Consider the following 23,305-nt stretch of genomic DNA (forward strand, 5'->3'; position numbering starts at 1 on the left):
TCGTTATTTGGCTCTTTTATAAAATGGTGTGGCGACAATTTTGGCTTTTAGACGTTTTTTGCGAACTTGCACTTCCACTTCTGTCCCAAGCTGCGCCTCTGATGTTTCAATCAAGGCAAGCCCAATATTTTTCTTTAATGTTGGAGATTGTGTACCGGTTGTGACTAAACCAATCTGCTTATCTCCTGAGAAGACTGGATAGTCTGTCCGCGGAATCCCCTTATCTATCATTTCAATCCCGACAAGCTTTCGCTTTGGTCCTTCTTCTTTTTGTTTTTTAAGTGCATCTTTTCCGATAAAATCTGCTTCTTTATCCGTTTTAACAGCAAAACCAATGCCGCCTTCTAAAGGAGAAATATCCTTCGTGAGCTCTTGGCCATAAAGCGGGAGTCTTGCTTCAAATCTTAAGGTGTCACGTGCACCGAGTCCACATGGGATCAGTCCTTTCGGCTGTCCGGCTTCTAATAAAGCGGTCCAAAGGTGAACAGCATCTTCTGACTGGCAGTAGATTTCAAAGCCATCTTCTCCTGTGTAGCCGGTTCTTGATACAAGCACCTCTTTTTGCGCAATGATTGCTTTTGATAAAAACGTAAATGGCTTCAATGACGTTACCTCTTCATCCGCAACATCTTTGATGATGTCATCAGCAAGAGGTCCTTGAAGGGCTAACAAGGCGGTTTGATCAGAGACATTTTTAATCGAAACGTCTTCCTCACCTTGATGTTTAAGCAGCCAATCCACATCTTTTTCAATATTTGAAGCATTGATCACAAGTAAATAGTTGTTCTTTTCTTTTTGGTAGACGAGCAGATCATCCACCGTTCCGCCATCTTCATAACACATGGCTGTATATAGTGCCTTACCGTCTGTCAGCTTTGACAGATCATTGGTTAATAACCTTTGTAAAAAAGGAAGGGCTCCCTGACCTGTGACTTCCACCTCACCCATGTGAGACACGTCAAACAGCCCTGCTTTTGTTCGAACAGCTTCATGTTCTTCTTTAATGGAAGAAAATTGGACAGGTAATTCCCAGCCCCCGAAGTCAATGGTTTTTGCGCCAAACGTTTCATACGCATGAAAAAGCGGTGTTCGTTTCAACATCAATCGTTTCCCCCTTTTTTCTTACAGTGCACATCACAAGCTGAATTTTCAGAAAAAAATCACAGCAAAAAAGGACAGAGCGCTCCCTTTTATCAAAAAGAAGTCTCTGTCCTTGCACCTGAAAGTTTACAGCACAACATCATTGTGCGTTTTCCCCTTTGGTGGTTTGCTAAAAATCGCTGCGCAAACACTCTCCAGAGTTGCGTCCGGTAAGAGTACTTTTGCCTGAGAGATTCACTGAACCAATTCAGCTTGCTCCTTCGGCGCCTGTCAGTGCAAAATAACCGCTAGGTCTCTCCCCATACCATCATCCGCTCATATTCTTCACCTTTATTGGACATACTATCAAAATGGGTGACTTATTCTCTAGATCACTTACCAACATCCTACCATTAGAAATGGATGAAGAGCAACAGAAAAATCATTAACATTTTTAAAATAATCATTCATTATCGTTCGCTTTTATTGATATATAACATCTTTTAAATCGCTATCAAAAAATGAAGCGTTTAAAAACAGAACGATTTTATCATCACTCTACCAGAAAGGCAGGCGGTCACATTGAATATTCAAACGATATTTGATCAAAAATGGGCAAGTGAATTTCAAAAGCGGCTTACAGCAGACGGTCCCTGGGCGAATTGGGATATGTACCGTTTAGCAGCACAGGTACAAAAAGTGACAGCCATTGATTCATTTGAAGGACTGCAAGCACCTGCGCACCTGCCTGCATTTACTCCTTTAAAACACCAGCTCGAAGTCGCTAGAAGAGTCGTAGAAGAGATGAATGGGAAAGCCATTTTAGCAGATGAAGTGGGTCTTGGAAAAACCGTTGAAGCAGGACTGATTATCAAAGAATACATGATTCGCGGACTTGCCAAAAAGATTCTCATTCTCGTACCCGCCTCCCTTGTGTCCCAATGGGTACAAGAACTGCGGACGAAATTTTACATAGATGCTGTCGAGCAAAAGAAGAGCTATGTGTGGGAGCAGTGCGATGTTGTGGTTTCCTCAATTGATACAGCCAAAAGACAGCCGCATCGAGACACGATCTTATCCATCTCCTACGATATGGTCATTATTGATGAAGCACACAAACTGAAAAACAATAAAACGAAAAACTATGAGTTTGTGAGAAATTTGAATAAAAAGTTCTGCCTACTGCTCACAGCCACACCTATCCAAAATCGGATAGGAGAAATTTTTAATCTCGTCTCGCTGTTGAAGCCAGGCCATTTAGGTAATGAAACACAATTTAAAGACCTCTTTGCCAAAAAAGATCTTCAACTTGAAGACCATGACCGGTTAAAACAGTTAGTCAATAAAGTCATGATTCGGAACCGGAGACAAGACACTGGCATCGAGTGGTCAAAGCGTCATGTGAAGACAATTTCTATTGATTTCTCCCCAACAGAACAAGCATTATATGATGAAATTTGTAAGTTAAAAGAAAACCCTTCCTATACGAAGCACATGTTTTCAATTATGACCTTAGAACGAGAATGCTGTTCGAGCCGTGAGGCCGTCTATATGACCATCAAAAAAATGCAAGAAGAGGAAAAACACATTCTAGGCGCTTCTGCTATGATGCAAATCATGGAGAAAATCAACCAGGTAGAACAAAATTCTAAAGCACTTGAAGTCGTTAAACTCATTCAGCAATTAAATGAAAAAGTCATTATTTTCACTGAATACCGTGCGACACAAATTTATTTACAATGGTTTCTCCAGCAAAACGGCATCAGTTCGGTCCCTTTTCGAGGCGGGTTTAAACGGAGTAAAAAAGACTGGATGAAAGATTTATTTAGAGAGCGGGCGAAAGTGCTCATCGCGACAGAAGCAGGCGGCGAGGGGATCAACCTTCAGTTTTGCAACCAAATCATCAACTACGACCTTCCGTGGAACCCAATGCGCTTGGAACAAAGAATTGGACGTATTCACCGGCTCGGTCAAGAGCGGGATGTCCACATTTACAATATGGCAACTAGCGGGACAGTCGAAGAACATATTTTAAAACTTTTATATGAAAAAATTCAGCTGTTTGAAAACGTCATTGGCGATCTAGATGATATTTTAACCCGAATTGATATCCAAGATGCTGAAACAGAATTGCATCAAATTCTCTTCCAGCACGAGTCTGACGTAGACATGAAAAAGAAATTAACCCAATTTGCTTCCTATTTAACAGAAGCACAAACACCGCTTTTAGAAGAAAGACAGCAAGGTTCATAAAGGAGAGTTGACCAATGGAGCAGCGCGAGATTCACACATTTCTTCTCCGTTTCTTTCAGGCAAATCAATGCGACATACTTGAAGAAAGTGCAGGGCACCTGACCGTACAACTGACAATCGAAATGGATAAATTGATCATGAACCGCCCTTTTTATTGGCATTGGCTCGAAAAAACGGGAGGCGTACCTGAGCCGCGGCAATTGACTTTGATCACCGATCAAAAAAAAGCTGATGACTCGGTCGAAGGAGAATTTGTCCACTTCGGCTCCCCTCGTTTATTCCAAATATTCGAGGCTGTGAAACAGCAAGGCCGTTTTATTCGGCTGTACGAAAAAGTCAGACCGCTCACAAACAGCCAGATCGCACTGGAGCCGTGGCTTGGTCTCAATGTCAAAATATCCTATCTGGCAGACCGTAAAAAAGATAAACTGCTGTCTCTTGGACTTCATCTAATACGCGGAGAAGTCATCGAACAATTTCAAGAGAAGCTAGAAGCACGTGAGCTATCGTCTCAAATTCCTGATTATTGCTTCACAATGAGTACGATGATTAAGCCAGAGAGCGGCGTCAAACGGCTTTACAGCCTGATGGAACGTTATGCCAATGAAGAGCCGGATGATTGGGCGGTAAGAGCTGTTCAAAAGTGGAAAGAAGACTCGAAACTTTTAAACCAATTTTATGAAGGGACTTCAGACACATCTGTAGAATATGAAATAGAAAGACAAGCACTTAAAACTTTATACGAACCAAAAATCAGTCTTACGATTGAAAATGGCGGACTTTTTTACTTACAGCAAAAAAGAGGAGGCTGACTTAGCGAGTCTCCCTCCCTTTCATGTGATATCAAATTTTCGATCAATCAAAAGCAACGTTTGTCTGTTTGTATTGGGCGGAAACATGACGCAAGCAATCTATGAGGTCTTATCACCTGTGTTTTTCCATTTCATGCGTTAAGTGCCTGAAATACACGATTCAGTATTTTAGGAGGGTATTTGTATGGAAAAGAAAACGAAGTTATTAGACAGTGAATGGGTTCAATTATTACGCGAAGCGCGCAAAGCAGGACTAACAGTTGAAGAAGTCCGTCATTTTCTCAAATCACGCAAAAAGTCCTCTGAGTCTCCCCCTATGGCAAGAAGTCATTCTATCAAACCTTTCTGAATGTGCTATAATATCGAAAGGAAGGTGATGACATTGATTGGCCAGCGTATTAAACAATACCGCAATGAAAAAGGCTACTCACTATCAGAACTGGCCGAAAAGGCTGGGGTAGCGAAGTCTTATTTAAGTTCAATAGAAAGAAACTTGCAAACAAACCCCTCCATTCAATTTCTTGAAAAAGTCTCCGCTGTTCTGGACGTCTCGGTTCATACACTGTTAAACGAAAATGATGAAACCGAATACGATGGTCAATTAGATAGTGAATGGGAAAAACTAGTTCGAGATGCAATGACATCAGGGGTTTCGAAAAAGCAATTTCGTGAATTTTTAGATTATCAAATCTGGAAAAAAAAGCAAGAAGAGGAGTAATGCGCATGTTTTAGCGCATACTCCTCCAATTGCTATGCAGATCTTGTTATCAGTCTAAAGACTGACTTTATTTTTTATCTTCGCTGTGTGCTTTTTCGTTTTCTTTCACGTAGCCTTTTTCATCCGTATGCTTTTTTGGATTGATCGTTAAACCATTCCACTGAGTCGCTTCGAAGGAAAGATCAATTTGAATCGCATCGCCTTGGTATTTATTTTGGATATAGTGACCCGCTTTATCCTTCGTCTGGTCATTGACAAATTCAATGATCATTTCCATTTTATCGTAATCAAACGGATTCTTTGGAATGCCGTCATACTCTGGAGCTGTTGACCCATCAACGGTGGCAACATTAATTTTACCACTTTCATGTAAAAACTTCTCATCGACGGCATGACGAAGCTTTTCAAATGCGGTCTGATCCTGCTTTGACGTTAATAAATGCAGGTCAAGCAGGTTTGCATGGTCTAAAATAATATTTTTCGGGTATCCATTCCCACCTTCGGCTCCAACCGTTAGAACACTCACCTGAAATTGGCTGAGGAATTCTTCAGCTGTATTCTTCCCGCCATTTTTCGCTGATGTTCCATCTTGAAATTGGCTGTAATCAAGACTCATCAGGACTTGATTAATTGCAAGAGACCCTTTATTTTCAAAATTAAATTCCTTCTTTATACGGTCACCGGGTTTTATGTTCGCAAGGTTGATGGCGCCGGAATTCTCTTTTGCAGATAGATTCAGCTCTCCTGTAGAGTAGACCGCGTTTGCCGTCTCAACATCATTAAATGCAGCCCACGTTCCCCCTCCAATTAAAGCAAGACCTAATGCTCCTGATAAAACACCTAAACGAATTGATTTTTTCATTGCCATGATTGAACCCCCTAATAAATTGTTTTATTGAAACCTGATTTAGGTTACAAACGAAAATTTATGCTTGTTCCTCTGACATATGTAACTCAGCCGTATGTCTTCTATGTTTGGCAGCACCAACAAAATGAATGGTTGAATAAACAAGCAGCATCACCCCTGGAATAATGAGCAAAAGAGCGGTCCCAGCAGAAGTTCCTGCATACGAAAGAAGCTTTCCTGCATAAGGAATGTTCACGCCCGTATACTGCGCAGTCACTTGATTCGCTTTGACGAGCGTGCCGTCTTGATACATATTGTGGTCTCCTTTTGTCTCAAAGGCTTTATTTACTCCTTTTCCTTTCACCCCAACAATGCGGTGAGTCACAAAGGATTGGTCTTGCTTCGTTTGAAACGTAATAACATCCCCTTTTTTGAGTGTTTCAGGTGAGGTGACATGTTTCACGACAATCAATGAACCAGTCGAAAATTCAGGTTCCATTGATCCAGATAATACTTGCTTGAACTCATAACCAAAAATCTGAGGATCTCCTCCTGTTGTTCTTGATGACAACACGACAATAATACACACAATCATCATCGTGAAGACCAGCGCGTAAAGAATACTCCCAGACATTTTCATCCACTTTTTCATACCTTTCTCCCCTTTACATATCATGTTTCATTCAAAAGACTAGTCCCCTTTAGGACACCTTTTCTTGACAATTCGAAAGCTGCATATGTCGAGACGTAAAGAATGGCTTTTCAGAACCACCAAACCCTTTAGGATAATAGATTTTAAACACATAGATTCCATTTGTTTTTGCTTTAACTGACGTGACAGTCGTCGTTTCTTCTGATGAGAGGGACTGTATAGCACCTTTTTCAATAACATGGCCATCTTGTAATGACATCTGAACACTCTCTACTTTATGTAGTTCCCACTTCCATTCAGAGTGCGCGATGGGTTGTCCAATATTTTTTAGTGACATGCTCAGCTTTTGAGGCGCACAGACTGTCCCCTCAATGATCGTTTGATCGATCAGTTTCAAATGGCTTCTATCCCATTTCTTCGGCTGGCAATGCTGATCTGTCTCTTCGAAATTTTCACATGTTTTCATGACAAAATTCGAATGCTCAACATCGTTAAAAGAAGCATTAGTAGACGTAATAAAAAAAGAAGTGAAAATCAAACAAATAGCACAAAATAGTACAAAGAGCGGCTGTTTCATTGAATCTTTCAACTCCTTGAACAATTGTTCTTTAAAAAGAACGATTACACTCAGTATAAGGAATTACCTATAAAATCCAAAACGTCAAATTAGTCCATTTTATTCTTAAACAAGAACATTACCGAGAAAATTCTTCCATTTTCTCATTCTTTCGCCATATTCAATATTTTTTTCTGTGACATTTGTACTTCTTAAAAATTTACATAAAAGTGCAGGATTTGGTCAGGATAATAATTGGTGAGGTGATGTTAGTTGAATTATGGAAGAATCATGATCATGCTCAGTTTACTGTTAAGCCCTTTGATCCAAAGCGCCCATCTAGCGGAGGCAAAAGGAATCACTTCTGCCGCAGATCAATGGGAAACAAGGGCAGTCAAAGAAGCAAAAAAACGGTATCCGTTAGCACATGTTTTATTCAAACAAAAAGTGTGGGATCGGCACCGGGAGAAAGAATCCGTGAAGCAATATCATATTACGTTGAAAGATCAGGCCAAAGAATTTGGGGTATATGTCACCATTTCCTATAACCCTTACTCGAACAAGGTCAATAAAGTCATTGTTGTGGAAGAATACAGCTAAAATGACATTAAAAAAAACCGCCTTCTGGCGGCTTTTTACTTTTTTCGATGACGTTTTTTTAGCATCATTGAGAAGCCAAAAGGCAGAACACCAAATAAACGCTGAGAAAATGGTGGTTTTGTCTCCATTTTTTCCTGTTTATGTTCTTTCCGCTCATCACGTGGTGTATTCATGTATTTAATGATTTCCTGCGTCATATATTTTACGTAATCATTTGTCTTCATCGAACACTCACCTCTTCTTCCTTAAAGTGTTACCAAGAAGAGTATCGTTTTATACACTCGCTAATAAGTGCTGATCCATTGATTGATTTCTCCTGTCTCCTTATTCATCTCTAGTTCCCGCTCGTCAGTTACACCACCCTTTGTCTCGATGTTAACCAAGAGGCGGACTAGCTTTTTTCTGTCATCACACCCAATTCGCTTCAACGTCACTCGACCTTCTTCTGTGAAAATTGGGCTCAATGGCTGATCACAAATACGATTTAATTTGTTTGCAGCTTCACTTAGACCTAAACGAAATAACTGCTGTTTTTGATAAAAAGAAATCGTGAGCTCTGCACTTTTCAACTCTTTTTGAAACCCAATGGTCATTGAGCCTAGAATCAATAAAAATAAAAGAATGACAGCAAGTACGTGAGGATAAATAAACCCGTCTTCTCTTTTCACGTTTTAGGAATCACTCCTTTGTAAGTGAAAAAAACAGCTTCATGTACTTGACCAAATACATCTGTGACTTGGAGAGTGGTGGTTTGCTCTTTTGTTCTTACATGGAATTGTTTCACCTTTTGTAATAAAGGGAGATGGCCTGCCTGATCCGTTCGTTTACGAAGCATCTCTTGATACGGCTCAATCGTCACCACTCGCCCTTGATTAGAAATATACTCCAGTGCTGTTCCATTTTTCACCGCTCTTACAGCGACAGCACAATTTAGATCCTCCTCTAATTGCAGGACCGTTTGTTTCCACTCCATTTGCGAAAATTTGTTGATTTCTGCAAACGGATGAGCTTTTTCAACAATTGATAAAAGCAGCATGCAGCCAAAAGAAAGCAGCAAAAATAGCTGCAATTGCCATATTGCTTGAGCGAGTGTAAAGCCTTGTTCATCGCTCCAAATGTCGAAAGCAAATCGTCTTCTTTTTTTGTACTTTGTATGAAACACATCCCTTCTCCTGACCCCAAATGAATTCATATGTGATCTGGCCTCGTTTCTTTGTACTTGTTTTCTTTTGACCTTCTATAAAAGCTTTATTCATATACTCATGTAAAATTTGATAAGCTTCCAGTTTGGCTCTTAATTCTTCTTTCCCTATTGTCAGTTTTTCAAAGGATGGCACGAGCACAAGAGCAGCAAATAGAAAGAGGTGGCAAGAAAAGAGCATCTCAAACGTACTAAATCCTTTATTGTTGCTGAACATGAATCCGCCCGCTCCCTAAGTAAATCGTGAGTTTATATATTTGACTGCCAAATTGAACAATGAGAGAACCACCGCTATTTGGATGTCCGTTTTTATTAAAGTGAAGGCCTTTTTGAAATGTGGATTGCTTGATGATGCCTTTTTTATGTGGATTAGAAGCAATGATCTGCTCACTATTCTGCTCGATGACTTGATAAGATACATTAGGCGGGTGAAACTCAATAGTTACTCGTGTTTTTTTAATAAATGCAGTATAAGATGCCAATTGAAGATCTTGTTTTAGCAAGTTCACTTGCTTTTTTGCTTCAGCACTTTCTAATATTTTGGGAACTTTTCCACCTATTATCGATAATAAGATAGAGAAAATCATGACGATCAAGAGCTGCTCAATGAGTGTAAATCCTTTCTCCTGGAAAAGCGATTTATTCATTTTTCACATCCCCATTTTGAATGAAAATTGCCTTTCCATTCGGACAAGTTAATCCCTTTTTGACATAGCCTTCTTTTTCTAATTCAGCTAAAGATGGCGTCTTGCCATCATGCTCTAATTCATATGCCATTACCTGTGTACTCACCATTGATTTCAGCCCTTCACAGCCCTTTGCTTGAATGCTTTGATGATGCCGAGTGATATTTGGAATGGTGATCAATAAAAGAATGGAGATCACAAGCATAACAATTAACATTTCTAACAGTGTAAATCCTTTATCATTCATGCTTTAGTCCTCCTTTTCACACTTGTTCCATTAGTTGATACATTGGTAAAAGAATAGATAAATACACAATGAGTATAAGAAATGCTGTTAAGCCATAGATGACAGGCTGCAGCCATGAAACCCATTTTTCAATTTTCAATTCTGCATTCTCTAAAAGAAATTGACTATATGTGTACATTTCTCTTGCTAGCATCCCACTTGCTTCCCCATGCTTAATGACAGCCGCAAAATGCCTTTCGAAAAAAGGAGACCGGCTTATTTGATGTTCCATACTCTCACCTTTTCTTAACTCTCCTATCATTTGTTCAGACATTTCTTGAAGGAAGGGTAAATAGGTCTGCTGTTTAAAAGCTTGCAAACTTTCGTAAATCGATAACCCAGCTTGAAGAAGTCCGCTTAGTTGAAGGGAAAAAAGATACGTATGCGTCAGCTGCACCCCTTTAAATAACACCGGCAGCCTGCTGATGACTTTCAGTTTCTCAAGGGTCGATTTTTTCTTAAAAAAGAGCTCATAATATCCAAAAAGACAGATACATATACAACCGATCATGAGCAGCAAAGCGTGTAGGAATTGGAAGAGGCCAAACATTCCTTGAATGAGCCATGACATACTTGTATTCATAGATGAATATAATAAAGAAAATTGAGGGACGATCATTTGCTGAACAATGATGAGCACAACAAAAACCGTAAACATAAGAAAAATCGGATATCGTAACATACGCTTGAATGTGTCTACCTGCATGATTTTTTTCTCTAAAAAACGGGCGCTTTGTTCAAGAGCTCGCGCTAGGCTGCCATGTTTCTCTGAAAAACAAAGAATAGCGACGGCTTCCCGCTGAAAATGAAGTCGCTCAAGTACAACGTAAAAAGGCTCCCCTTCAAGCAGCCACTGAATACCTGGCGTTAATCGCTGTTGCTGTTTTTTTGATAATTGAATATTCACCATCGTTAATGCCTCAACCAATGTATATCCAGCTTGAATCAATTGAGCCAGTTTCGATAAGAATTCAGCTTGTTCTTTTTTAGACCAGGCTTTAGAGGTTCGCTTCTTCATAAACCCAGCGATGATATGTGCTTTTTGATAAATAGCCGAGTGCCACTCCTTTCCGAATTAATCTTTGCAGTGTTTCGTATGACGAATGAGCGTATTCTCCTTTTGCCTCTTTGATACACTCACCAAGCTCCTTTCCGTAAAGCAATTCAAATACATTTGTTCGTCTGACTGGCCGATTTAGTTTGCAATAAAGCTCACACGTTTCGCCGCAAAATGGACATGCGAGTTCGATTAACCGCTGAGCAGCAATGGCAACCATTGTTTGTTCGAGTTCATTCATCGTCACACCAAATTCCAGCATTCGATAAAGAGCTCCTTTTGCATTTTTTGCATGCAGTGTGCTCATGACTAAATGGCCTGTCAAAGCTGCTCTAATAGCTGTTCTGGCTGTTTCCGCATCTCTTATTTCTCCAAGCACAATCATATCTGGATCATGTCTTAAAATAGCGCGTAAACCTGCCGCATACGTGATACCAGCTTTTTCATTTACTTGAACCTGCAACACTTCTTCATTTCTTGTTTCCACAGGATCTTCAAGGGTAATAATATTCCGATTAAAATGTTTTTTGGCAAACTGAATCAATGAATAAAGTGTTGTCGTTTTCCCTGAATTTGTTGGTCCTGTAAATAAAATGAGCCCATGCGAATGATTCAGAAACGATAATAATCTCGTTGAAGCTTTCGGGAACAGTGACAAATACTTTGTTTTAGGCACATGATCCTGCGGTAAAATCCGAATCACTAGACTTTCATCATTTACAGTTGGTAGTGTAGAGAGCCGAACAAACACTTGACCACGTCTTAGCATCACAGCCAATGATCCATTTTGTGGTCTCCTTCTTTCACCAATATCCATAGAAGATAAAAATTTGAAATGAGCAATGAGCCGCTCTCCGCTCTTTTTGTCAATGATCCGCTGCTGAATGAGGTCAGCGTCTACACGAAAAGAGACTGAAGCTTCCTTTTCTCTCGGAACAATATGCACATCAGATGCTCTCATTCGGCACGCCTCTTCTAACAGCTCTTGCCCCAAATATTCAATACCATACAAGTGGTTCACTCCTTTCAGTGACCATATTGTATGATGGCGTAACGTGCCTGACAAAAGCGTATTTCATGATTTTCATGACTGAAAAAGGTTAAAAATGTTCAATTTGAGGTGTATTTCATCTATAAATAACAGAAGGACATATCAAAAAATCTGACTTTTACAACAACGGGTTCCGTTCAGAGGAGAAAATAAAAAAGAAGTGCTATTGGCACCTCTTTTTGATGATTATTTCATTTGGTTCTTTCATTATGGATAATCTGTTACAAGGAGGTGTCTCCAAATTTAATCCTCCTTAATAGATTACTGATTTGAAGATAAAGAATATCCTTTCGTGTCTGATTTATGGGTAAAAAAAGAGACCAAATCTGTATGCGAATTGGTCATCTCATTCATATGCTCATTATATTGTTTCTCCTTGTCAATGGACCCGTTACTTTTACTAGTAACATTTTTTGGTTCACGTTGCTTCTTGCTGCTGCTCTTCAAAGATACGAAATCCTCTTTTTTCTAAAGCTTTTGCAAGGCTGTGTTCAGTATTTACTTTTGAGAAATCAATGCCCAGTTTCACTACAGTTTGAGCGATTTCTGGGCGAATGCCTGATATAATCGTCTCAATTCCTAGCAACTTCGCACTATCAACCACTTTAAACAGCTGATAAGCAACCATCGTATCAACAACGGGAACGCCAGATATATCAATAAATAAATGGGTTAGACGCAGTCTAGATGCCTGTTCTAGTACTGATTCCAAAATGATTTTTGCCCGGTACGTATCAATTTCACCAATCAGCGGCAAAATACCGATCTCTTTTGAAACTGGAATAACAGGCGCACTAAGCTCTTGAATCATTTCTCTTTGTGCATTAAGCTGATTGATCGTCACGCGGTCATACTCTTCTGATAAACGTGCAATCATGTCATCAAATGTTGCGTGAAAATGCTGATTCCAATCGCACACATCTTTGAGTGTCACTTCAAGCTCCGTTTGTTGTGTAAAGGTCTCAATTCTGGAACAAAAAATGTGACGGAACACCTTAAATTGTCCGATGATTTCATATAAAGGTACTTCATGAACAGCTCGATCGCGGGCAATATCAACCGACCACTTTTTTAGGTGGTCTTCTACTTTATCTGATAGCGTGACTAACGTTGCTGCAATGGTTTGGATAAATGCTGTGTTTTGTTCTTTCAGCTTCTTTTCTGTCTCCTCTGAAGCATGTTTGGAGTATAATGAGCCTTCTTCTGTTCTTGTTTTCAGCCATTCTTCGGTCATGACAGGGGCTTCTTTAAGAATAAATTCATATAATTGCTCAGATTTTTCATTTTTCATTTCTGTCGTTCGCTCCTTTTTCACTTACAACTAGTGACAACCAACTTTTTATGTATAAATGACCGCAGATGGTGAACAATAGCATTACACGTTTCATATTGGGCTATAGCCAAGTGGTAAGGCAATGGACTTTGACTCCGTGATCGTTGGTTCGAACCCAGCTAGCCCAGTTCAGCACAAAAACGAAGACGGCTGAAACATCATTCAGCTGATCTTCGTTTTTGATTAGGAAACCGATTGATGAATCGCTTTCTTTTTTGAAATTTTCATGAGTTCTCCTGGATTATAGCCGACCACTAATTTATTTCCATCAATGATAATAGGTCTCCGGAGCAGCTTTGGCTTTTCAATGAGAAGCTGAAGTACCTCATTTACTTTTAGATCATTAATATTTAAGTTTAAGCTTTTAAAAGCTTGGCTTCGAGTAGCTAAAATTTCATCCATTCCTTCTGTTGTTAAGGAAAGGATTTTTTTCAATTCGTCTAGAGTTGGCGTTTCTCTGAAAAGGTGACGCTCTTTAAAATCAATTTGATTCGCCTTTAACCAATGTTTTGTTTTGCGGCAAGACGTGCAGCTTGGGTATGAATAAAAAGTAATGTCACTCATTAGTCTTCCTCCTTAGGTCGTTAACCTTTTCTCTTATGGACTAAGTACCCTCATAAATTTAGGCATAAACACTTTTTCATCACTTTTTCAAAAAAATTTTTTCTAACGAAAGAATGAATGTTCACACGTTGTCAAAAATGTAAATGTTTACATAACAAGTGATCATCAGCTATAATATGAATCAAAGGGGTTTTTTAAGGGGAGGGAAAGAAATGAATCGCATGTTCCGCGTTCTTGGGTTTTGGACGGGTATTTTTGCTGTCATGTTCTATTTAGGACATATGAAAGATGCATCCTTGCTGTTCTTCGGTCAAACCGTTCTTTTTGTATTTTTATCCTACTTGAATTTATCCGAAAGAATGTATATTTACATTTTCGGAGCGTACTTGACGATTTTCTTTGCCGGATTTACATATTATTCGATTTTCATCATGGTTCCCGGTACCGGACATTAATAGAAAAAAGCATCTCCTTTGAAAGAGATGCTTTTTTCGTGCGTGCGATTATAAAGAAAACCCATTGATAAACGGATTTTGCTCCTGTTCTGTAAGCACAGTTGTTTCCTCGCCATGTCCACTTAACACAAGAGTTGATTCTGGCAATGACAACAATTTGTCATGTATCGATTGAAGTAGCACGTCTTGATTACCGCCCGTTAAATCAGTTCTCCCGATACCGCCTTGGAATAAAGTATCACCAGAAATCACAAATCCCTCTTCCGCTGAATAGTAAGACACACTGCCAGGTGAATGACCTGGTGTGTGGAACATTTCTAATGTAAACGATCCAATTTGAAGAGGTCCTTCTGACGTAATCAATTGTTCCGCTTCTTTGACCGTAATTCCGTTACCAATTAGTCGAGCTGAACCGTTTAGCTGAGCATTTGTCAGCCATTCTTTTTCCTTTTCATGGACATAAAGCGGAATTCCCCATTCTTGACGCACCTCATCTGCTGCACCAATATGATCAAAATGGGCATGTGTCAGTAAGACTGCAAGTGGTTTCAGCTGTTTTTCTTTCACATAAGAAATTAGCTTTTGCGCTTCGCCGCCTGGATCAAAAATTAAACATTCTCCTTGTTCATTTTTCCAAATATATGCGTTCGCTTGCACATAGCCTAGTGGCATTCTTCTCCAATTCATTTTCATCACCTACTACTTTTTTCATTCTTTTTTATTATGAAGGCTATTCAATAAAAATTCAAACAATCGTCAACTTGAATGTACTCGACAAGCTTTATGAAAACGGTTAAAATGAAAAGAAAGGAAATCAAGGGGATTGATGACAAAGGGGGACTTTCATATGATGCTCGTCATTATTTTTGGTCTAGTCACGATTTTAGCCGCTCTCGGCATCTATCGCTCACTCAAAAAAGTGAACGTACTGGCCATTGCTTTCGCTGGCGCCACATTTTTGGTTTTTGGATGGTTTACCGTCATGACCATCATCTATAGCGGTTATCCAACTGCACATTAAAAGCCTGCAATCAGCAGGCTTTTTCTATTGATTCAAATGTTTATTCACGCTTTCTAATTTGCTTGAAAGGGTGGTCGTTTGATCTCTTCTGTCATCTATGCGGATATTGGTTGCTACTCGGTGTAAACCCTTTTCAAATGGAGCTTCATGAATACGCTGAATGACCTCAAATAAAACGGATAGCTCCCCTTCAATTAATGTATTCATTGGTGTGAGCTGATATTTGATTTTCCCTTCTTGTTGAAAGCCCTCTAACAGTCTTTGTACGTCTGCTACATATGCACTCACGCTTGGTGTATCAGTGCCTATTGGAATGATGGTGACATCTGCTATCGCCATGGTTCTTGCTCCTTTCAATGACATCCTATTTCTTTCTCGTTCTCATTGTAACCCATCGTGATTCAAAAATGCCATGATCATGTGGCGTTTAAGCTTGGTTTGTCCCGTTCTATCGTCAAATCTGCTCTCTCTACCTTCCCAATATTTGTGAAAAGGAGCAAGCATATACCTGAAATAGCCTCTATCAGTCCTCCTGCTGCAATGACATAACCTGAACCGAATAACGTCGCCATATAACCACCAATGAGAGCGCCTAACGGTATCATTAAATACGAGATCATGTTAATAATCGCATACACTTGCGGCTGATCCTCCGCTTTTGCTGACAATTGAATCATCGTATGTTCAGGTACATTGACTGCACTGATGGCTGCACCTAAGGCAAATGCAGATATAAACACAAGTGGTAATAAAGCATTCATCCCTGTAATGAAAAATGCAATTCCATCAACGATCCCTGCCCCGATAAACAACAGACCGTATCGATTCACTTTCACCTTTGTTAAAACGAATCCCATCAAAAATGCACCTAATGCCGTGGTCACTTTGATGAATGAATATACTACTGGTCCACTATGTAAATCTTCTGTTAAATAAATAACCGACAATGCCTCCCACGGTGCCGCAGCAAAATTGGAGCAGACACAAAAAATGGCTAATGGAAACAAAATATGATGACTTTTCACAAGTGAAAATCCTCTTATTAATCGTTTTCCGTATGATAATCCTTTTTTTCCTTTATCCATGATCGCTTCCGTTTTATATGTAATCAGCAAAACCAGCAAAGCAGACATGAGGTAAAGAGGAATAATGACAAGCATTGTATATCCTACCCCTACAAATGCAATCATGACACCACAAATCGTCACAGTCACAAGCCTGACCACATGACTGGCTGATTGAATGGTTGCATTCGCCTTTTGTATCACATCTTCATGCACAAGCTTTGGAATAATGGACACGGAAGCTGGTTCATAGGAACCACCAGTCGCTGAATGCAGCAACATACCGGCAATGATGAGTGCCAAAGGAGAAAAATCATAAAAGTAACTCACCACAATCACAAGTATAATCGCCGCCCGAGTTAAATCAGCAAAGCACATCCAAAATTTCAATTGATGCGGCTTCATCATTGGGGTAATAAACGGCCCAATAATGGCTTGAGGGACAAAACTAACGGCAATAAAAAATGCTGTTCCAATTGCTCCTTTTCCCCCTAGCACTAAAAGCCACAAAATGGTGTTAAAAGATAAACTATCAGCAGTAATTTTACACATTTTAGAAACAAATAGATAAGTAAAATTCCGTTTCCACAGGCTTTGAGCATTCAATCATCGACATCTCCCTAATTCATATCCTTTTTTTTACAACCACTCTTTCACAATAGCTTACAGGGATGCTCTCGTCAATCACATCAGCACGGTTTTTATTGACCATAAGAAATTGATTGGTTTGAACGGATTAAAAGATTGTTGACAAAGGGCGAAAATGAACTTAATTTTAGCCCTTTGTCTTCTTTTCAGCGTGATAGAAAACCTTTGCAGCCCTAGGAAGGACGAGTACTGGTGCGGAGAGACTTTTACCTTCGTGAGCACCGGCACGCAGGACTGACAAAGAATGCGAGGGTTTGTCTACACGCTGAAAGCACCAATTAGGTGCTTTTAATACTTACATGCTTCCCACAATAACCGCTTTGTTTTTTCATAGATCGAATCAAATTGACTCATAGAAAGCGGGTTCTTTCCTCGCCCAAGTTCCACCGTATAGCCCTCACTTTTACATTGATAAATAAACCAATCTCGATAACCTGCATAGCTATCAAGATATTGAATCGCTTTGTAACCGCTCACCCGTTCTAACCGTTCGACCGTCTCTTTTGAAATGGCCGGTTCGTGGCCAAGAAACCCCCAGTATATCTCTTCTCCTTGTGTATGAAGGGCAATTAGCCGGTCAAAGCGTTTTCGTAAGGCGAGATGTGCCATTGCTTTCGCTTCTGGTTCTGTTAACGGCTGATGCCCTGGGAAATCCCTATAAGACGGTGCCTTCGGCTTATTACGATAATATTCGATTTCCCAATAGGCAGGAAATTGATTGTTTAAATCAATTCCTCGAATATTCGCCTTCCATTCTCGATAATCGGAAAATCCACCATTTAGCGGCGCGAACTCCTCACGGCACAGACCTAAAGATTCTGGGCCATTGCGAACCAAATCAACACCGTCTGGATTTACCATGGGTACAATAGACAAAGCAGTGGTCTGCAATATACGAACCGCTTCATGATGTCTTGCTTGCACTGGGTCCGAGGCCGCTAAACAAAGTGATTTAAGCCATTTTAATAAAACAGAGGTCGTGATCCATTCATTTGCATGAAAAGAGGCATTAACATGTATGGAATGTAAATGTTGTACAGGCTCCGTACGGATTTCATAAATGGGCGTATTAAGCACTGATTGACCAATCACACTCATCTGAAGAAAAGGAAAAACAGCTTTCAAATATTGAAGCTCTCCTTCTAAGTGAGCGCTATCATATTCAAATGTTCCGCTGATCCATTCATCTGATTGCTGGAGCCGGTAAGGCGCAATGAAGCTTTGCACATCACCTACCGATTGAAATGAATGGGTCCCTTCTGGAAGTCTATACCCCGGTAAAAGGAGGTGATCCGTATTTGACTGATTGGATAAACGGAAAGCTTCTTTCCCTATACCAAGCTGCTTTGCCACATCCTCCTTCCTTGCCTCATCCAGATGCCATTCAATTGTGCCAAACGACTTTTTCATTTACATCCCTCCCCTCTCACACTATATGAACCAGTAAGTAAAAAAAGAAAACCTCTGCATGTAAATAGCAGAGGTTTCTGTTAAATTAAGACGCCTTTTTTAGCTCAGTGTCATCTTCTTTTTTAGATGGTGAATGGTCCGAGTTGTTTCGGTCATAAAATCTAAGGAGATCTCCATAGATAATTTGATCAGAGAATTGAAGCTCTTGTTTTGCCTTTTCTTCATAAGACTGACAACCAGACTCATCTTCTCTCGGCTCACCCGTTTCTTTGTTGTAGCACACACCAGCTGTGAAAACACTGTCCTTCGTAATAAAACTTCCATCTCGAAGCACTGTGAAGTCATTTGTATCTTTTGATAATAGGTCATGACCAAATTGAATTTGCTTACTTGTATCGATTCCTAGAAGGTTCATGACTGTTGGACGGATATCCACTTGGCCGCCAACTGTATCAATCTCTTTTGGATGTTTATCCGTGATACCAGGAATGTGTACAACAAATGGTACTTTTTGAAGCTGAACTTCTTCAAAAGGTGTAATGTCTTTGTTTAAGAATTGTCCCATTGCTTCGTTATGGTTTTCAGAAATCCCGTAGTGATCCCCATATAACACAAAAATGGAGTTATCGTATAACCCTGCTTCCTTCATTTTTTTAAAGAAAAGCTTGAGTGCCTCATCTTGATAACGCACTGTAGGGAAGTATTTGTTCAACGTTTTGCTCTTTGAGTCATATTCATCAATGAGCTTATCTTCTTCATCTAAGTCGAATGGAAAATGGTTCGTTAATGTAATCAATCTCGTATAGAACGGCTGCGGGATCGTTTTCATTAAATCCACTGACTGCTCAAAAAACGGACCATCTTTTAGTCCCCAGCCAACTGAATTTTCTTCATTTACATCGAATGATTTAATATCAAAAAATTTGTCGTAGCCAAAGCTGTCATAGATCAGGTCACGGTTCCAGAAACTTTTGTTATTCGCATGAATAACAGAAGAATGATAGCCTTCCTCTTTTAACAACTCAGGTGCGGCTTTGAACTCGTTGCTTGGATTTGTGAAAAATACAGCTCCTCTTCCAAGCGGATAGAGTGAATTATCAACAATAAACTCGGAGTCGGATGTTTTCCCTTGACCCGTTTGATGATAGAAATTACTGAAATTGTAGCTTTTCTTGATCAATTTGTTTAAGAACGGCGTGATCTCTTTCCCATTCAATTTTTCATTGATCACAAAGCTCTGAGTAGACTCAAGCGATACTAGAATGACATTTCGTCCTTTTGCTTGACCAAACGTCTTTTCATTACGGTCTGTTTGATTTGCGCTTACATAGTTTTCAATTTCAGTTAAGCTATTGCTGTCGGCAAGTGCTCGCTGAGCGGATTGCTTCGATTGCAGAACCCCATCATAAATATGGAAGTTATATAAGCTGATGTTTTTCACTAGCATCTCACGGTCAAATGAACGAGTTAACAGCTCTGGTCTTTCTGTTTCAGCCAAACCAAGGTTAAAGAAGAAAGTGGCTGCCACAAATAAATAATAAGCTGCACGTCCCTTACGTGAAATCGTTACATCTGTTCTAAAGGAAGGCTGTTTTTTATAGAGCCAAATTAAAATGATGATATCAACAAACATCAGAAAATCAACTGGTTCAATTAAAGAGGTAATACTTGACCCGAGGTCACCCATATTGTTTGTTTGAAATAGGACGGGGATGGTTAGAAAATCACTGTAGAATCGATAAAATACAATGTTAGCTAACAAAATAAATGTCAGAACAAAACTCGTCACGATGATATATCGATTGCGATTTTTTTCTTTAAAGAATAAACCGATACCGAAGATAAACAAGAGAAAGCTAAGCGGATTAATAAACAGGATAAATTCCTGCATGAAATTTTCAATTTTGATATTAAAACTAGATTTATAGATAACATAGGTTTTCACCCACATTAACAAAGTCGCAATCAGTAAAAATGAAATCGCCTTTAATCTTTTCTTTCGCATTGTAACCTCCTTATGCTAAAAACGCACTCAGGTTAGGGACATCCCCAATTATTGGTGCTTCTTCAAAAATAACTAAAGTATATCTTATCCTGTCTATGCTGGAAAATCAATGTCTTTTTCCCCATGACAAACTTATGAATATGCTAAACATTCAATTTCATGCCTATCTATCGCTGATTTTAATAAAAATGACATCATTATGACATTTTTGTTCAAGACAGCCACTTGTTTTTTGCCATCCATGCACCGCCGATCACGCCTGCATCGTTTCCTAGTGAGGCAATTACCACTTCAACATCCTCAGCACATGGCGGGAAGGCATGATGTTTGACGACACGCTCTACTTTACTGCGAAGAAGCTCGCCCGCTTTAGATACACCCCCGCCAATGACGATTTTTGTTGGGTTTAAGGCACTAGCCAGATTCGCAAGGACAAGACCAAGATGGGTTGTCACTTCATCTACGACACGCATCCCCAGTTCGTCTCCGTTTTCTGCTGCCTCAAATACATCCTTTGCAGACAGCGAAGTAAGTGAGCCAAGTGATGATGTATGGCTCTTTGTTTGTAATGAATCCTTTGCGATTCGGACGATACCTGTGGCAGACGCAATGGTTTCAATACAGCCTGTTCTCCCGCAGTTACATGGTGCTCCTTGAAATGGAACGGCACAAATATGACCAATTTCTCCACCAGCACCTGTTTCGCCTTGAACCACTTCTCCATTGACAATAATACCGCCGCCAACCCCTGTGCCCAGTGTAACCATCAGGATGTTTTTGGCGCCATCACCTGCACCCTTCCACATTTCACCGAGTGCAGCAATGTTTGCATCATTTTCGATGACAGATGGAAGTCCTGTCTCTGCCTCTAAATGGTCTTTCAAGGGATAGTTTGTCCAGCCCAGATTCGTTGTTTTATAGACAATTCCGGATACTTTATCCACTGGTCCAGGTGCCCCCATACCGATCCCAATTAGGGCTGATTTCGGCATGCTGATCTCAACTAGTTTATGGTCAATTGACTTGGCAATGTCGACTGTAATTGTCTGCCCAGATTTATCCGTAGGAATCTCCCACTTATGCTGAATTTCACCATAAAGATTAATAAACGCAAGCTTAATTGTCGTACCGCCAAGATCAACTCCTACAAACCAATCCCCTGTCATATGTCCTCCACCTTCACATTGTTTTTCGGTTTAATTTGGCTAGTTCCATTTGAAGGATGGTCATTGCGTTTGACCATTCAGTTCGATCGATGATGCCCGATGTGTACATTTCCTTCAATTCATCTGCCATAAATTCTAATTCCACTTCACGATCTCCGAAATACACGTAATTTCCAAATCTCATGAGCAGCTGCTGTACATCATATAACGTTTTCATTACTTTCACCATTTCTCTAAATCAACAGATAGGATAAGCGTATTCATAAATACGCTTTCAGTCAAGTCATTCAACGTGTTTGAGTGTTTTCAATATATTGTTTCAACTTTAAAAATTGGTCATTTTGCGGATCTTGTTTTAATGCTTTTTCGATGAAGTCGTCTGCCTCCGCTGTCTCGCCTTTTTCTACATATAACAACGATAAGTGATACAATTTATTCGGCTCATTAGGATCTTTTTCAAGCGACTTTTGCAAATACTCAATGGCCTTGTCAAGATGTCCAAGCTGCGCTTCGGAAAGCGCATAAATATGAAGTGCTTCAGCTGAGGCATCCTTTTGCTTTACATATTCCTCTAGACGCTGACTTGCTTCGCTATAGTTCTTTTCATCAAATAAACTCGCTGCCTCGCTAGTTGCCGCCGCTTCTTTTTGATCGTCTGAATGAAACCCTGTATACAATCCAAAGCCGCCAATAAGGAGGAGAAGAAGACTAGCAAGAAGCATTTTGACAGGCTGAAACTGTTTAGGAAGACGGACCGCTAAAGCGGCTAAAAATCCGCCAGCAAGCCCCCCAAGATGCCCTGCATTATCAATCCCTGATACAGTGAAACCTATCCCTAAATTGATGAGGATAATAACGATAATATTTGTCCCCATCGTACGAAAGAAGAGCTTCCGGTTAGAAATCGCTAAATATAACAATGCGCCTAAACAGCCAAAGATCGCACCTGATGCTCCTGCTGCGATGGCTGTATTAAACACAAAGCTCGCTATGGAGCCAAAGATGCCGGAAATTAAATAAATGAGCAAAAATCTTCCTGAACCATAAATTCTCTCAACAGCCGCTCCAACGGACCAAAGAGCAAATGTATTAAAGAGTAAATGCGTCAAACCAATGTGTAAAAACATAGGTGTCACAAAACGCCACCATTCACCCTCTAAAATCAGCATATTATTTTTCGCACCAAATGCTGTTAAAGTGGCTGTATTGGTACTTCCACCAGATAATTCAAGTAAAAGAAACATCACCACTTGGACTGCGATTAACATATAGGTAAAAATCGGTCTGCCATTTTGAAAAACGGCCCGTTCTCGTTCACGCTGCTTTTCCTGATCTTGAAATGCCTGAAGCACGTTCATTTTAAGCTGCATCACATCTTCGGCTGTATCTGCTTTCGCCTCTTCTACATCAATCGAAAGTGATGTATTCAGCCATTTTTGCAGCTCGTGTCCATCGTTTTGAAGGGTTTCTTCATTCAGTAAAACAGGTGTCACCGTCACCTTTTGCTGTTTTTGCGGTTGACCGTTTATGTCTTCCCAATCATCTACTGGATGATCAGCTGTAAATTGTAGCTGCAGGAGATGGAGAGAACGTTTACGCATGGCTTCTCTCAACTGATTCATCCGAAAAGCCTGCTCTTCCATATCTCGAACGATCTCCTGTCTAAAATTCACATCTCTTCTATATAGACGGATGAGATCATATCCTGAGTTTCGTGGTGCTTCAAAAAAGATTTCATCTTCTGGGTACGGGCTTTGAATCATCTCGTATCCTTTTTGTCTGAGTTCATCAATCACTCGCCAAAATAGACTATCTATGACATTCATTCATTCGCGCTCCA

At 39.9% G+C, this 23,305-nt stretch carries 29 protein-coding genes, 1 tRNA gene and 2 riboswitches; of the genes, 8 read left to right on the forward strand and 22 right to left on the reverse strand.

Features of this window, described 5'->3' with window-relative positions; all coding sequences use genetic code 11:
- Positions 1-3: 3 nt before the first annotated feature.
- Positions 4-1,101: a glycine cleavage system aminomethyltransferase GcvT gene (gene gcvT / locus N521_RS07935; RefSeq protein ID WP_035390798.1), complete on the reverse strand. Its 1,098-nt coding sequence runs from the start codon at positions 1,099-1,101 to the stop codon at positions 4-6.
- A gap of 104 nt (positions 1,102-1,205) precedes the next feature.
- Positions 1,206-1,301: riboswitch (glycine riboswitch) on the reverse strand.
- Between the two features lie 3 nt (positions 1,302-1,304).
- Positions 1,305-1,412, reverse strand: a riboswitch (glycine riboswitch).
- Positions 1,413-1,662: 250 nt separating this feature from the next.
- Here gcvT and N521_RS07940 point away from each other — a divergent pair.
- From N521_RS07940 to sinR, 4 genes are all read left to right on the forward strand, one after another.
- Positions 1,663-3,333: a DEAD/DEAH box helicase gene (locus tag N521_RS07940; protein ID WP_035390799.1), complete on the forward strand. Its 1,671-nt coding sequence runs from the start codon at positions 1,663-1,665 to the stop codon at positions 3,331-3,333.
- A 14-nt stretch (positions 3,334-3,347) separates the two neighbouring features.
- Complete coding sequence (locus N521_RS07945; protein ID WP_035390802.1) at positions 3,348-4,145, forward strand: YqhG family protein; 798 nt, start codon at positions 3,348-3,350, stop codon at positions 4,143-4,145.
- 184 nt (positions 4,146-4,329) lie between these two features.
- The gene (locus N521_RS19140; protein ID WP_080934047.1) at positions 4,330-4,494 is read left to right on the forward strand and encodes an anti-repressor SinI family protein; all 165 of its coding nucleotides are present in this window, start codon (positions 4,330-4,332) and stop codon (positions 4,492-4,494) included.
- 33 nt (positions 4,495-4,527) lie between these two features.
- Positions 4,528-4,863, forward strand: a complete 336-nt coding sequence (gene sinR / locus N521_RS07950; RefSeq protein ID WP_017357978.1) for a transcriptional regulator SinR — start codon at positions 4,528-4,530, stop codon at positions 4,861-4,863.
- Between the two features lie 67 nt (positions 4,864-4,930).
- Here the strand turns inward: sinR and tasA are convergent, their stop codons facing one another.
- Genes tasA through tapA form a run of 3 tightly spaced genes read right to left on the reverse strand, consistent with a single transcriptional unit; the run spans position 4,931 to position 6,939 of the window.
- Positions 4,931-5,731 carry a biofilm matrix protein TasA gene (tasA, locus tag N521_RS07955; RefSeq protein ID WP_035390805.1) on the reverse strand — a complete coding sequence of 267 codons (801 nt, stop codon included), beginning with the start codon at positions 5,729-5,731 and terminating at the stop codon, positions 4,931-4,933.
- Positions 5,732-5,789: 58 nt separating this feature from the next.
- Positions 5,790-6,362: a signal peptidase I SipW gene (gene sipW / locus N521_RS07960; RefSeq protein WP_035390807.1), complete on the reverse strand. Its 573-nt coding sequence runs from the start codon at positions 6,360-6,362 to the stop codon at positions 5,790-5,792.
- Positions 6,363-6,411: 49 nt separating this feature from the next.
- Complete coding sequence (tapA, locus tag N521_RS07965) at positions 6,412-6,939, reverse strand: amyloid fiber anchoring/assembly protein TapA (protein WP_035390809.1); 528 nt, start codon at positions 6,937-6,939, stop codon at positions 6,412-6,414.
- A gap of 252 nt (positions 6,940-7,191) precedes the next feature.
- On the opposite strand from tapA, the gene N521_RS07970 reads away from it, so the two are divergent.
- The gene (locus N521_RS07970) at positions 7,192-7,518 is read left to right on the forward strand and encodes a DUF3889 domain-containing protein (protein WP_007501224.1); all 327 of its coding nucleotides are present in this window, start codon (positions 7,192-7,194) and stop codon (positions 7,516-7,518) included.
- A 35-nt stretch (positions 7,519-7,553) separates the two neighbouring features.
- Here N521_RS07970 and N521_RS07975 read toward each other — a convergent pair whose 3' ends face one another.
- From N521_RS07975 to N521_RS08015, 9 genes are all read right to left on the reverse strand, one after another.
- Complete coding sequence (locus tag N521_RS07975) at positions 7,554-7,742, reverse strand: YqzE family protein (protein ID WP_017367591.1); 189 nt, start codon at positions 7,740-7,742, stop codon at positions 7,554-7,556.
- Positions 7,743-7,802: 60 nt separating this feature from the next.
- Positions 7,803-8,186, reverse strand: a complete 384-nt coding sequence (locus tag N521_RS07980) for a competence type IV pilus minor pilin ComGG (protein ID WP_008342190.1) — start codon at positions 8,184-8,186, stop codon at positions 7,803-7,805.
- Positions 8,183-8,680, reverse strand: coding sequence for a competence type IV pilus minor pilin ComGF (gene comGF, locus N521_RS07985; RefSeq protein ID WP_019743636.1), 498 nt, complete (start codon positions 8,678-8,680; stop codon positions 8,183-8,185). The genes N521_RS07980 and comGF overlap by 4 nt, the downstream gene beginning before the upstream one ends.
- Positions 8,622-8,936 carry a competence type IV pilus minor pilin ComGE gene (comGE, locus tag N521_RS19885; protein WP_008342188.1) on the reverse strand — a complete coding sequence of 105 codons (315 nt, stop codon included), beginning with the start codon at positions 8,934-8,936 and terminating at the stop codon, positions 8,622-8,624. The genes comGF and comGE overlap by 59 nt, the downstream gene beginning before the upstream one ends.
- A complete protein-coding gene (comGD, locus tag N521_RS07995) occupies positions 8,920-9,366 on the reverse strand; it encodes a competence type IV pilus minor pilin ComGD (RefSeq protein WP_008342187.1) in 447 nt (148 codons plus the stop codon). Before comGD ends, comGE begins: the two co-directional genes overlap by 17 nt.
- Entirely contained in the window at positions 9,359-9,652 is a 294-nt protein-coding gene (comGC, locus tag N521_RS08000; protein ID WP_008342186.1) for a competence type IV pilus major pilin ComGC, read from the reverse strand. The genes comGD and comGC overlap by 8 nt, the downstream gene beginning before the upstream one ends.
- Before the next feature lie 16 nt (positions 9,653-9,668).
- Positions 9,669-10,709, reverse strand: coding sequence for a competence type IV pilus assembly protein ComGB (gene comGB / locus N521_RS08005; RefSeq protein ID WP_035390815.1), 1,041 nt, complete (start codon positions 10,707-10,709; stop codon positions 9,669-9,671).
- Positions 10,690-11,760, reverse strand: coding sequence for a competence type IV pilus ATPase ComGA (comGA, locus tag N521_RS08010; protein WP_035390817.1), 1,071 nt, complete (start codon positions 11,758-11,760; stop codon positions 10,690-10,692). Before comGA ends, comGB begins: the two co-directional genes overlap by 20 nt.
- A 457-nt stretch (positions 11,761-12,217) precedes the next feature.
- Positions 12,218-13,090 carry an STAS domain-containing protein gene (locus N521_RS08015; protein ID WP_035390819.1) on the reverse strand — a complete coding sequence of 291 codons (873 nt, stop codon included), beginning with the start codon at positions 13,088-13,090 and terminating at the stop codon, positions 12,218-12,220.
- 99 nt (positions 13,091-13,189) lie between these two features.
- On the opposite strand from N521_RS08015, the gene N521_RS08020 reads away from it, so the two are divergent.
- Positions 13,190-13,260 (forward strand) — tRNA-Gln (locus N521_RS08020).
- Positions 13,261-13,315: 55 nt separating this feature from the next.
- On the opposite strand, the gene N521_RS08025 is transcribed toward N521_RS08020, so the two are convergent.
- Complete coding sequence (locus N521_RS08025) at positions 13,316-13,696, reverse strand: Spx/MgsR family RNA polymerase-binding regulatory protein (protein ID WP_007501232.1); 381 nt, start codon at positions 13,694-13,696, stop codon at positions 13,316-13,318.
- Between the two features lie 212 nt (positions 13,697-13,908).
- Between N521_RS08025 and N521_RS08030 the strand changes: the two genes are divergently transcribed.
- Positions 13,909-14,151, forward strand: coding sequence for a DUF2626 domain-containing protein (locus tag N521_RS08030; RefSeq protein ID WP_003217440.1), 243 nt, complete (start codon positions 13,909-13,911; stop codon positions 14,149-14,151).
- A gap of 48 nt (positions 14,152-14,199) precedes the next feature.
- Here the strand turns inward: N521_RS08030 and N521_RS08035 are convergent, their stop codons facing one another.
- The gene (locus N521_RS08035) at positions 14,200-14,838 is read right to left on the reverse strand and encodes an MBL fold metallo-hydrolase (protein WP_017357989.1); all 639 of its coding nucleotides are present in this window, start codon (positions 14,836-14,838) and stop codon (positions 14,200-14,202) included.
- A gap of 160 nt (positions 14,839-14,998) precedes the next feature.
- On the opposite strand from N521_RS08035, the gene N521_RS19145 reads away from it, so the two are divergent.
- Positions 14,999-15,172, forward strand: a complete 174-nt coding sequence (locus N521_RS19145; protein WP_003217333.1) for a DUF2759 domain-containing protein — start codon at positions 14,999-15,001, stop codon at positions 15,170-15,172.
- 24 nt (positions 15,173-15,196) lie between these two features.
- Here the strand turns inward: N521_RS19145 and N521_RS08045 are convergent, their stop codons facing one another.
- The 7 genes from N521_RS08045 to N521_RS08075 all read right to left on the reverse strand — a co-directional run bounded on the left by N521_RS08045 (position 15,197) and on the right by N521_RS08075 (position 23,291).
- Positions 15,197-15,511, reverse strand: coding sequence for an MTH1187 family thiamine-binding protein (locus N521_RS08045; protein WP_008342314.1), 315 nt, complete (start codon positions 15,509-15,511; stop codon positions 15,197-15,199).
- Between the two features lie 77 nt (positions 15,512-15,588).
- Entirely contained in the window at positions 15,589-16,842 is a 1,254-nt protein-coding gene (locus tag N521_RS08050; RefSeq protein WP_035390820.1) for an MFS transporter, read from the reverse strand.
- A gap of 330 nt (positions 16,843-17,172) precedes the next feature.
- Complete coding sequence (locus N521_RS08055) at positions 17,173-18,294, reverse strand: M14 family metallopeptidase (protein ID WP_035390821.1); 1,122 nt, start codon at positions 18,292-18,294, stop codon at positions 17,173-17,175.
- 85 nt (positions 18,295-18,379) lie between these two features.
- Positions 18,380-20,299 carry an LTA synthase family protein gene (locus tag N521_RS08060; protein ID WP_025207626.1) on the reverse strand — a complete coding sequence of 640 codons (1,920 nt, stop codon included), beginning with the start codon at positions 20,297-20,299 and terminating at the stop codon, positions 18,380-18,382.
- 212 nt (positions 20,300-20,511) lie between these two features.
- Positions 20,512-21,465: an ROK family glucokinase gene (locus N521_RS08065; RefSeq protein ID WP_035390822.1), complete on the reverse strand. Its 954-nt coding sequence runs from the start codon at positions 21,463-21,465 to the stop codon at positions 20,512-20,514.
- A 13-nt stretch (positions 21,466-21,478) separates the two neighbouring features.
- Positions 21,479-21,682 carry a YqgQ family protein gene (locus N521_RS08070; RefSeq protein WP_008342322.1) on the reverse strand — a complete coding sequence of 68 codons (204 nt, stop codon included), beginning with the start codon at positions 21,680-21,682 and terminating at the stop codon, positions 21,479-21,481.
- A gap of 70 nt (positions 21,683-21,752) precedes the next feature.
- Positions 21,753-23,291: a rhomboid family protein gene (locus N521_RS08075; protein WP_035390823.1), complete on the reverse strand. Its 1,539-nt coding sequence runs from the start codon at positions 23,289-23,291 to the stop codon at positions 21,753-21,755.
- Positions 23,292-23,305 lie beyond the last annotated feature (14 nt).

Origin of the sequence: Bacillus sp. UNC125MFCrub1.1 (assembly GCF_000701305.1) — a bacterium.
Taxonomy (GTDB): domain Bacteria; phylum Bacillota; class Bacilli; order Bacillales; family Bacillaceae; genus Bacillus; species Bacillus altitudinis.

Bases quoted from the DNA above. Each gene is read 5' to 3' on its own strand.
- gcvT (WP_035390798.1), bottom strand. From the start codon at position 1,101: ATGTTGAAACGAACACCGCTTTTTCATGCGTATGAAACGTTTGGCGCA.
- N521_RS07945 (WP_035390802.1), top strand. From the start codon at position 3,348: ATGGAGCAGCGCGAGATTCACACATTTCTTCTCCGTTTCTTTCAGGCA.
- N521_RS19140 (WP_080934047.1), top strand. From the start codon at position 4,330: ATGGAAAAGAAAACGAAGTTATTAGACAGTGAATGGGTTCAATTATTA.
- tasA (WP_035390805.1), bottom strand. From the start codon at position 5,731: ATGGCAATGAAAAAATCAATTCGTTTAGGTGTTTTATCAGGAGCATTA.
- sipW (WP_035390807.1), bottom strand. From the start codon at position 6,362: ATGAAAAAGTGGATGAAAATGTCTGGGAGTATTCTTTACGCGCTGGTC.
- tapA (WP_035390809.1), bottom strand. From the start codon at position 6,939: ATGAAACAGCCGCTCTTTGTACTATTTTGTGCTATTTGTTTGATTTTC.
- N521_RS07975 (WP_017367591.1), bottom strand. From the start codon at position 7,742: ATGAAGACAAATGATTACGTAAAATATATGACGCAGGAAATCATTAAA.
- comGE (WP_008342188.1), bottom strand. From the start codon at position 8,936: ATGTTCAGCAACAATAAAGGATTTAGTACGTTTGAGATGCTCTTTTCT.
- comGD (WP_008342187.1), bottom strand. From the start codon at position 9,366: ATGAATAAATCGCTTTTCCAGGAGAAAGGATTTACACTCATTGAGCAG.
- comGC (WP_008342186.1), bottom strand. From the start codon at position 9,652: ATGAATGATAAAGGATTTACACTGTTAGAAATGTTAATTGTTATGCTT.
- comGB (WP_035390815.1), bottom strand. From the start codon at position 10,709: ATGAAGAAGCGAACCTCTAAAGCCTGGTCTAAAAAAGAACAAGCTGAA.
- N521_RS08015 (WP_035390819.1), bottom strand. From the start codon at position 13,090: ATGAAAAATGAAAAATCTGAGCAATTATATGAATTTATTCTTAAAGAA.
- N521_RS08025 (WP_007501232.1), bottom strand. From the start codon at position 13,696: ATGAGTGACATTACTTTTTATTCATACCCAAGCTGCACGTCTTGCCGC.
- N521_RS08030 (WP_003217440.1), top strand. From the start codon at position 13,909: ATGAATCGCATGTTCCGCGTTCTTGGGTTTTGGACGGGTATTTTTGCT.
- N521_RS08035 (WP_017357989.1), bottom strand. From the start codon at position 14,838: ATGAATTGGAGAAGAATGCCACTAGGCTATGTGCAAGCGAACGCATAT.
- N521_RS19145 (WP_003217333.1), top strand. From the start codon at position 14,999: ATGATGCTCGTCATTATTTTTGGTCTAGTCACGATTTTAGCCGCTCTC.
- N521_RS08045 (WP_008342314.1), bottom strand. From the start codon at position 15,511: ATGGCGATAGCAGATGTCACCATCATTCCAATAGGCACTGATACACCA.
- N521_RS08055 (WP_035390821.1), bottom strand. From the start codon at position 18,294: ATGAAAAAGTCGTTTGGCACAATTGAATGGCATCTGGATGAGGCAAGG.
- N521_RS08060 (WP_025207626.1), bottom strand. From the start codon at position 20,299: ATGCGAAAGAAAAGATTAAAGGCGATTTCATTTTTACTGATTGCGACT.
- N521_RS08065 (WP_035390822.1), bottom strand. From the start codon at position 21,465: ATGACAGGGGATTGGTTTGTAGGAGTTGATCTTGGCGGTACGACAATT.
- N521_RS08070 (WP_008342322.1), bottom strand. From the start codon at position 21,682: ATGAAAACGTTATATGATGTACAGCAGCTGCTCATGAGATTTGGAAAT.
- N521_RS08075 (WP_035390823.1), bottom strand. From the start codon at position 23,291: ATGAATGTCATAGATAGTCTATTTTGGCGAGTGATTGATGAACTCAGA.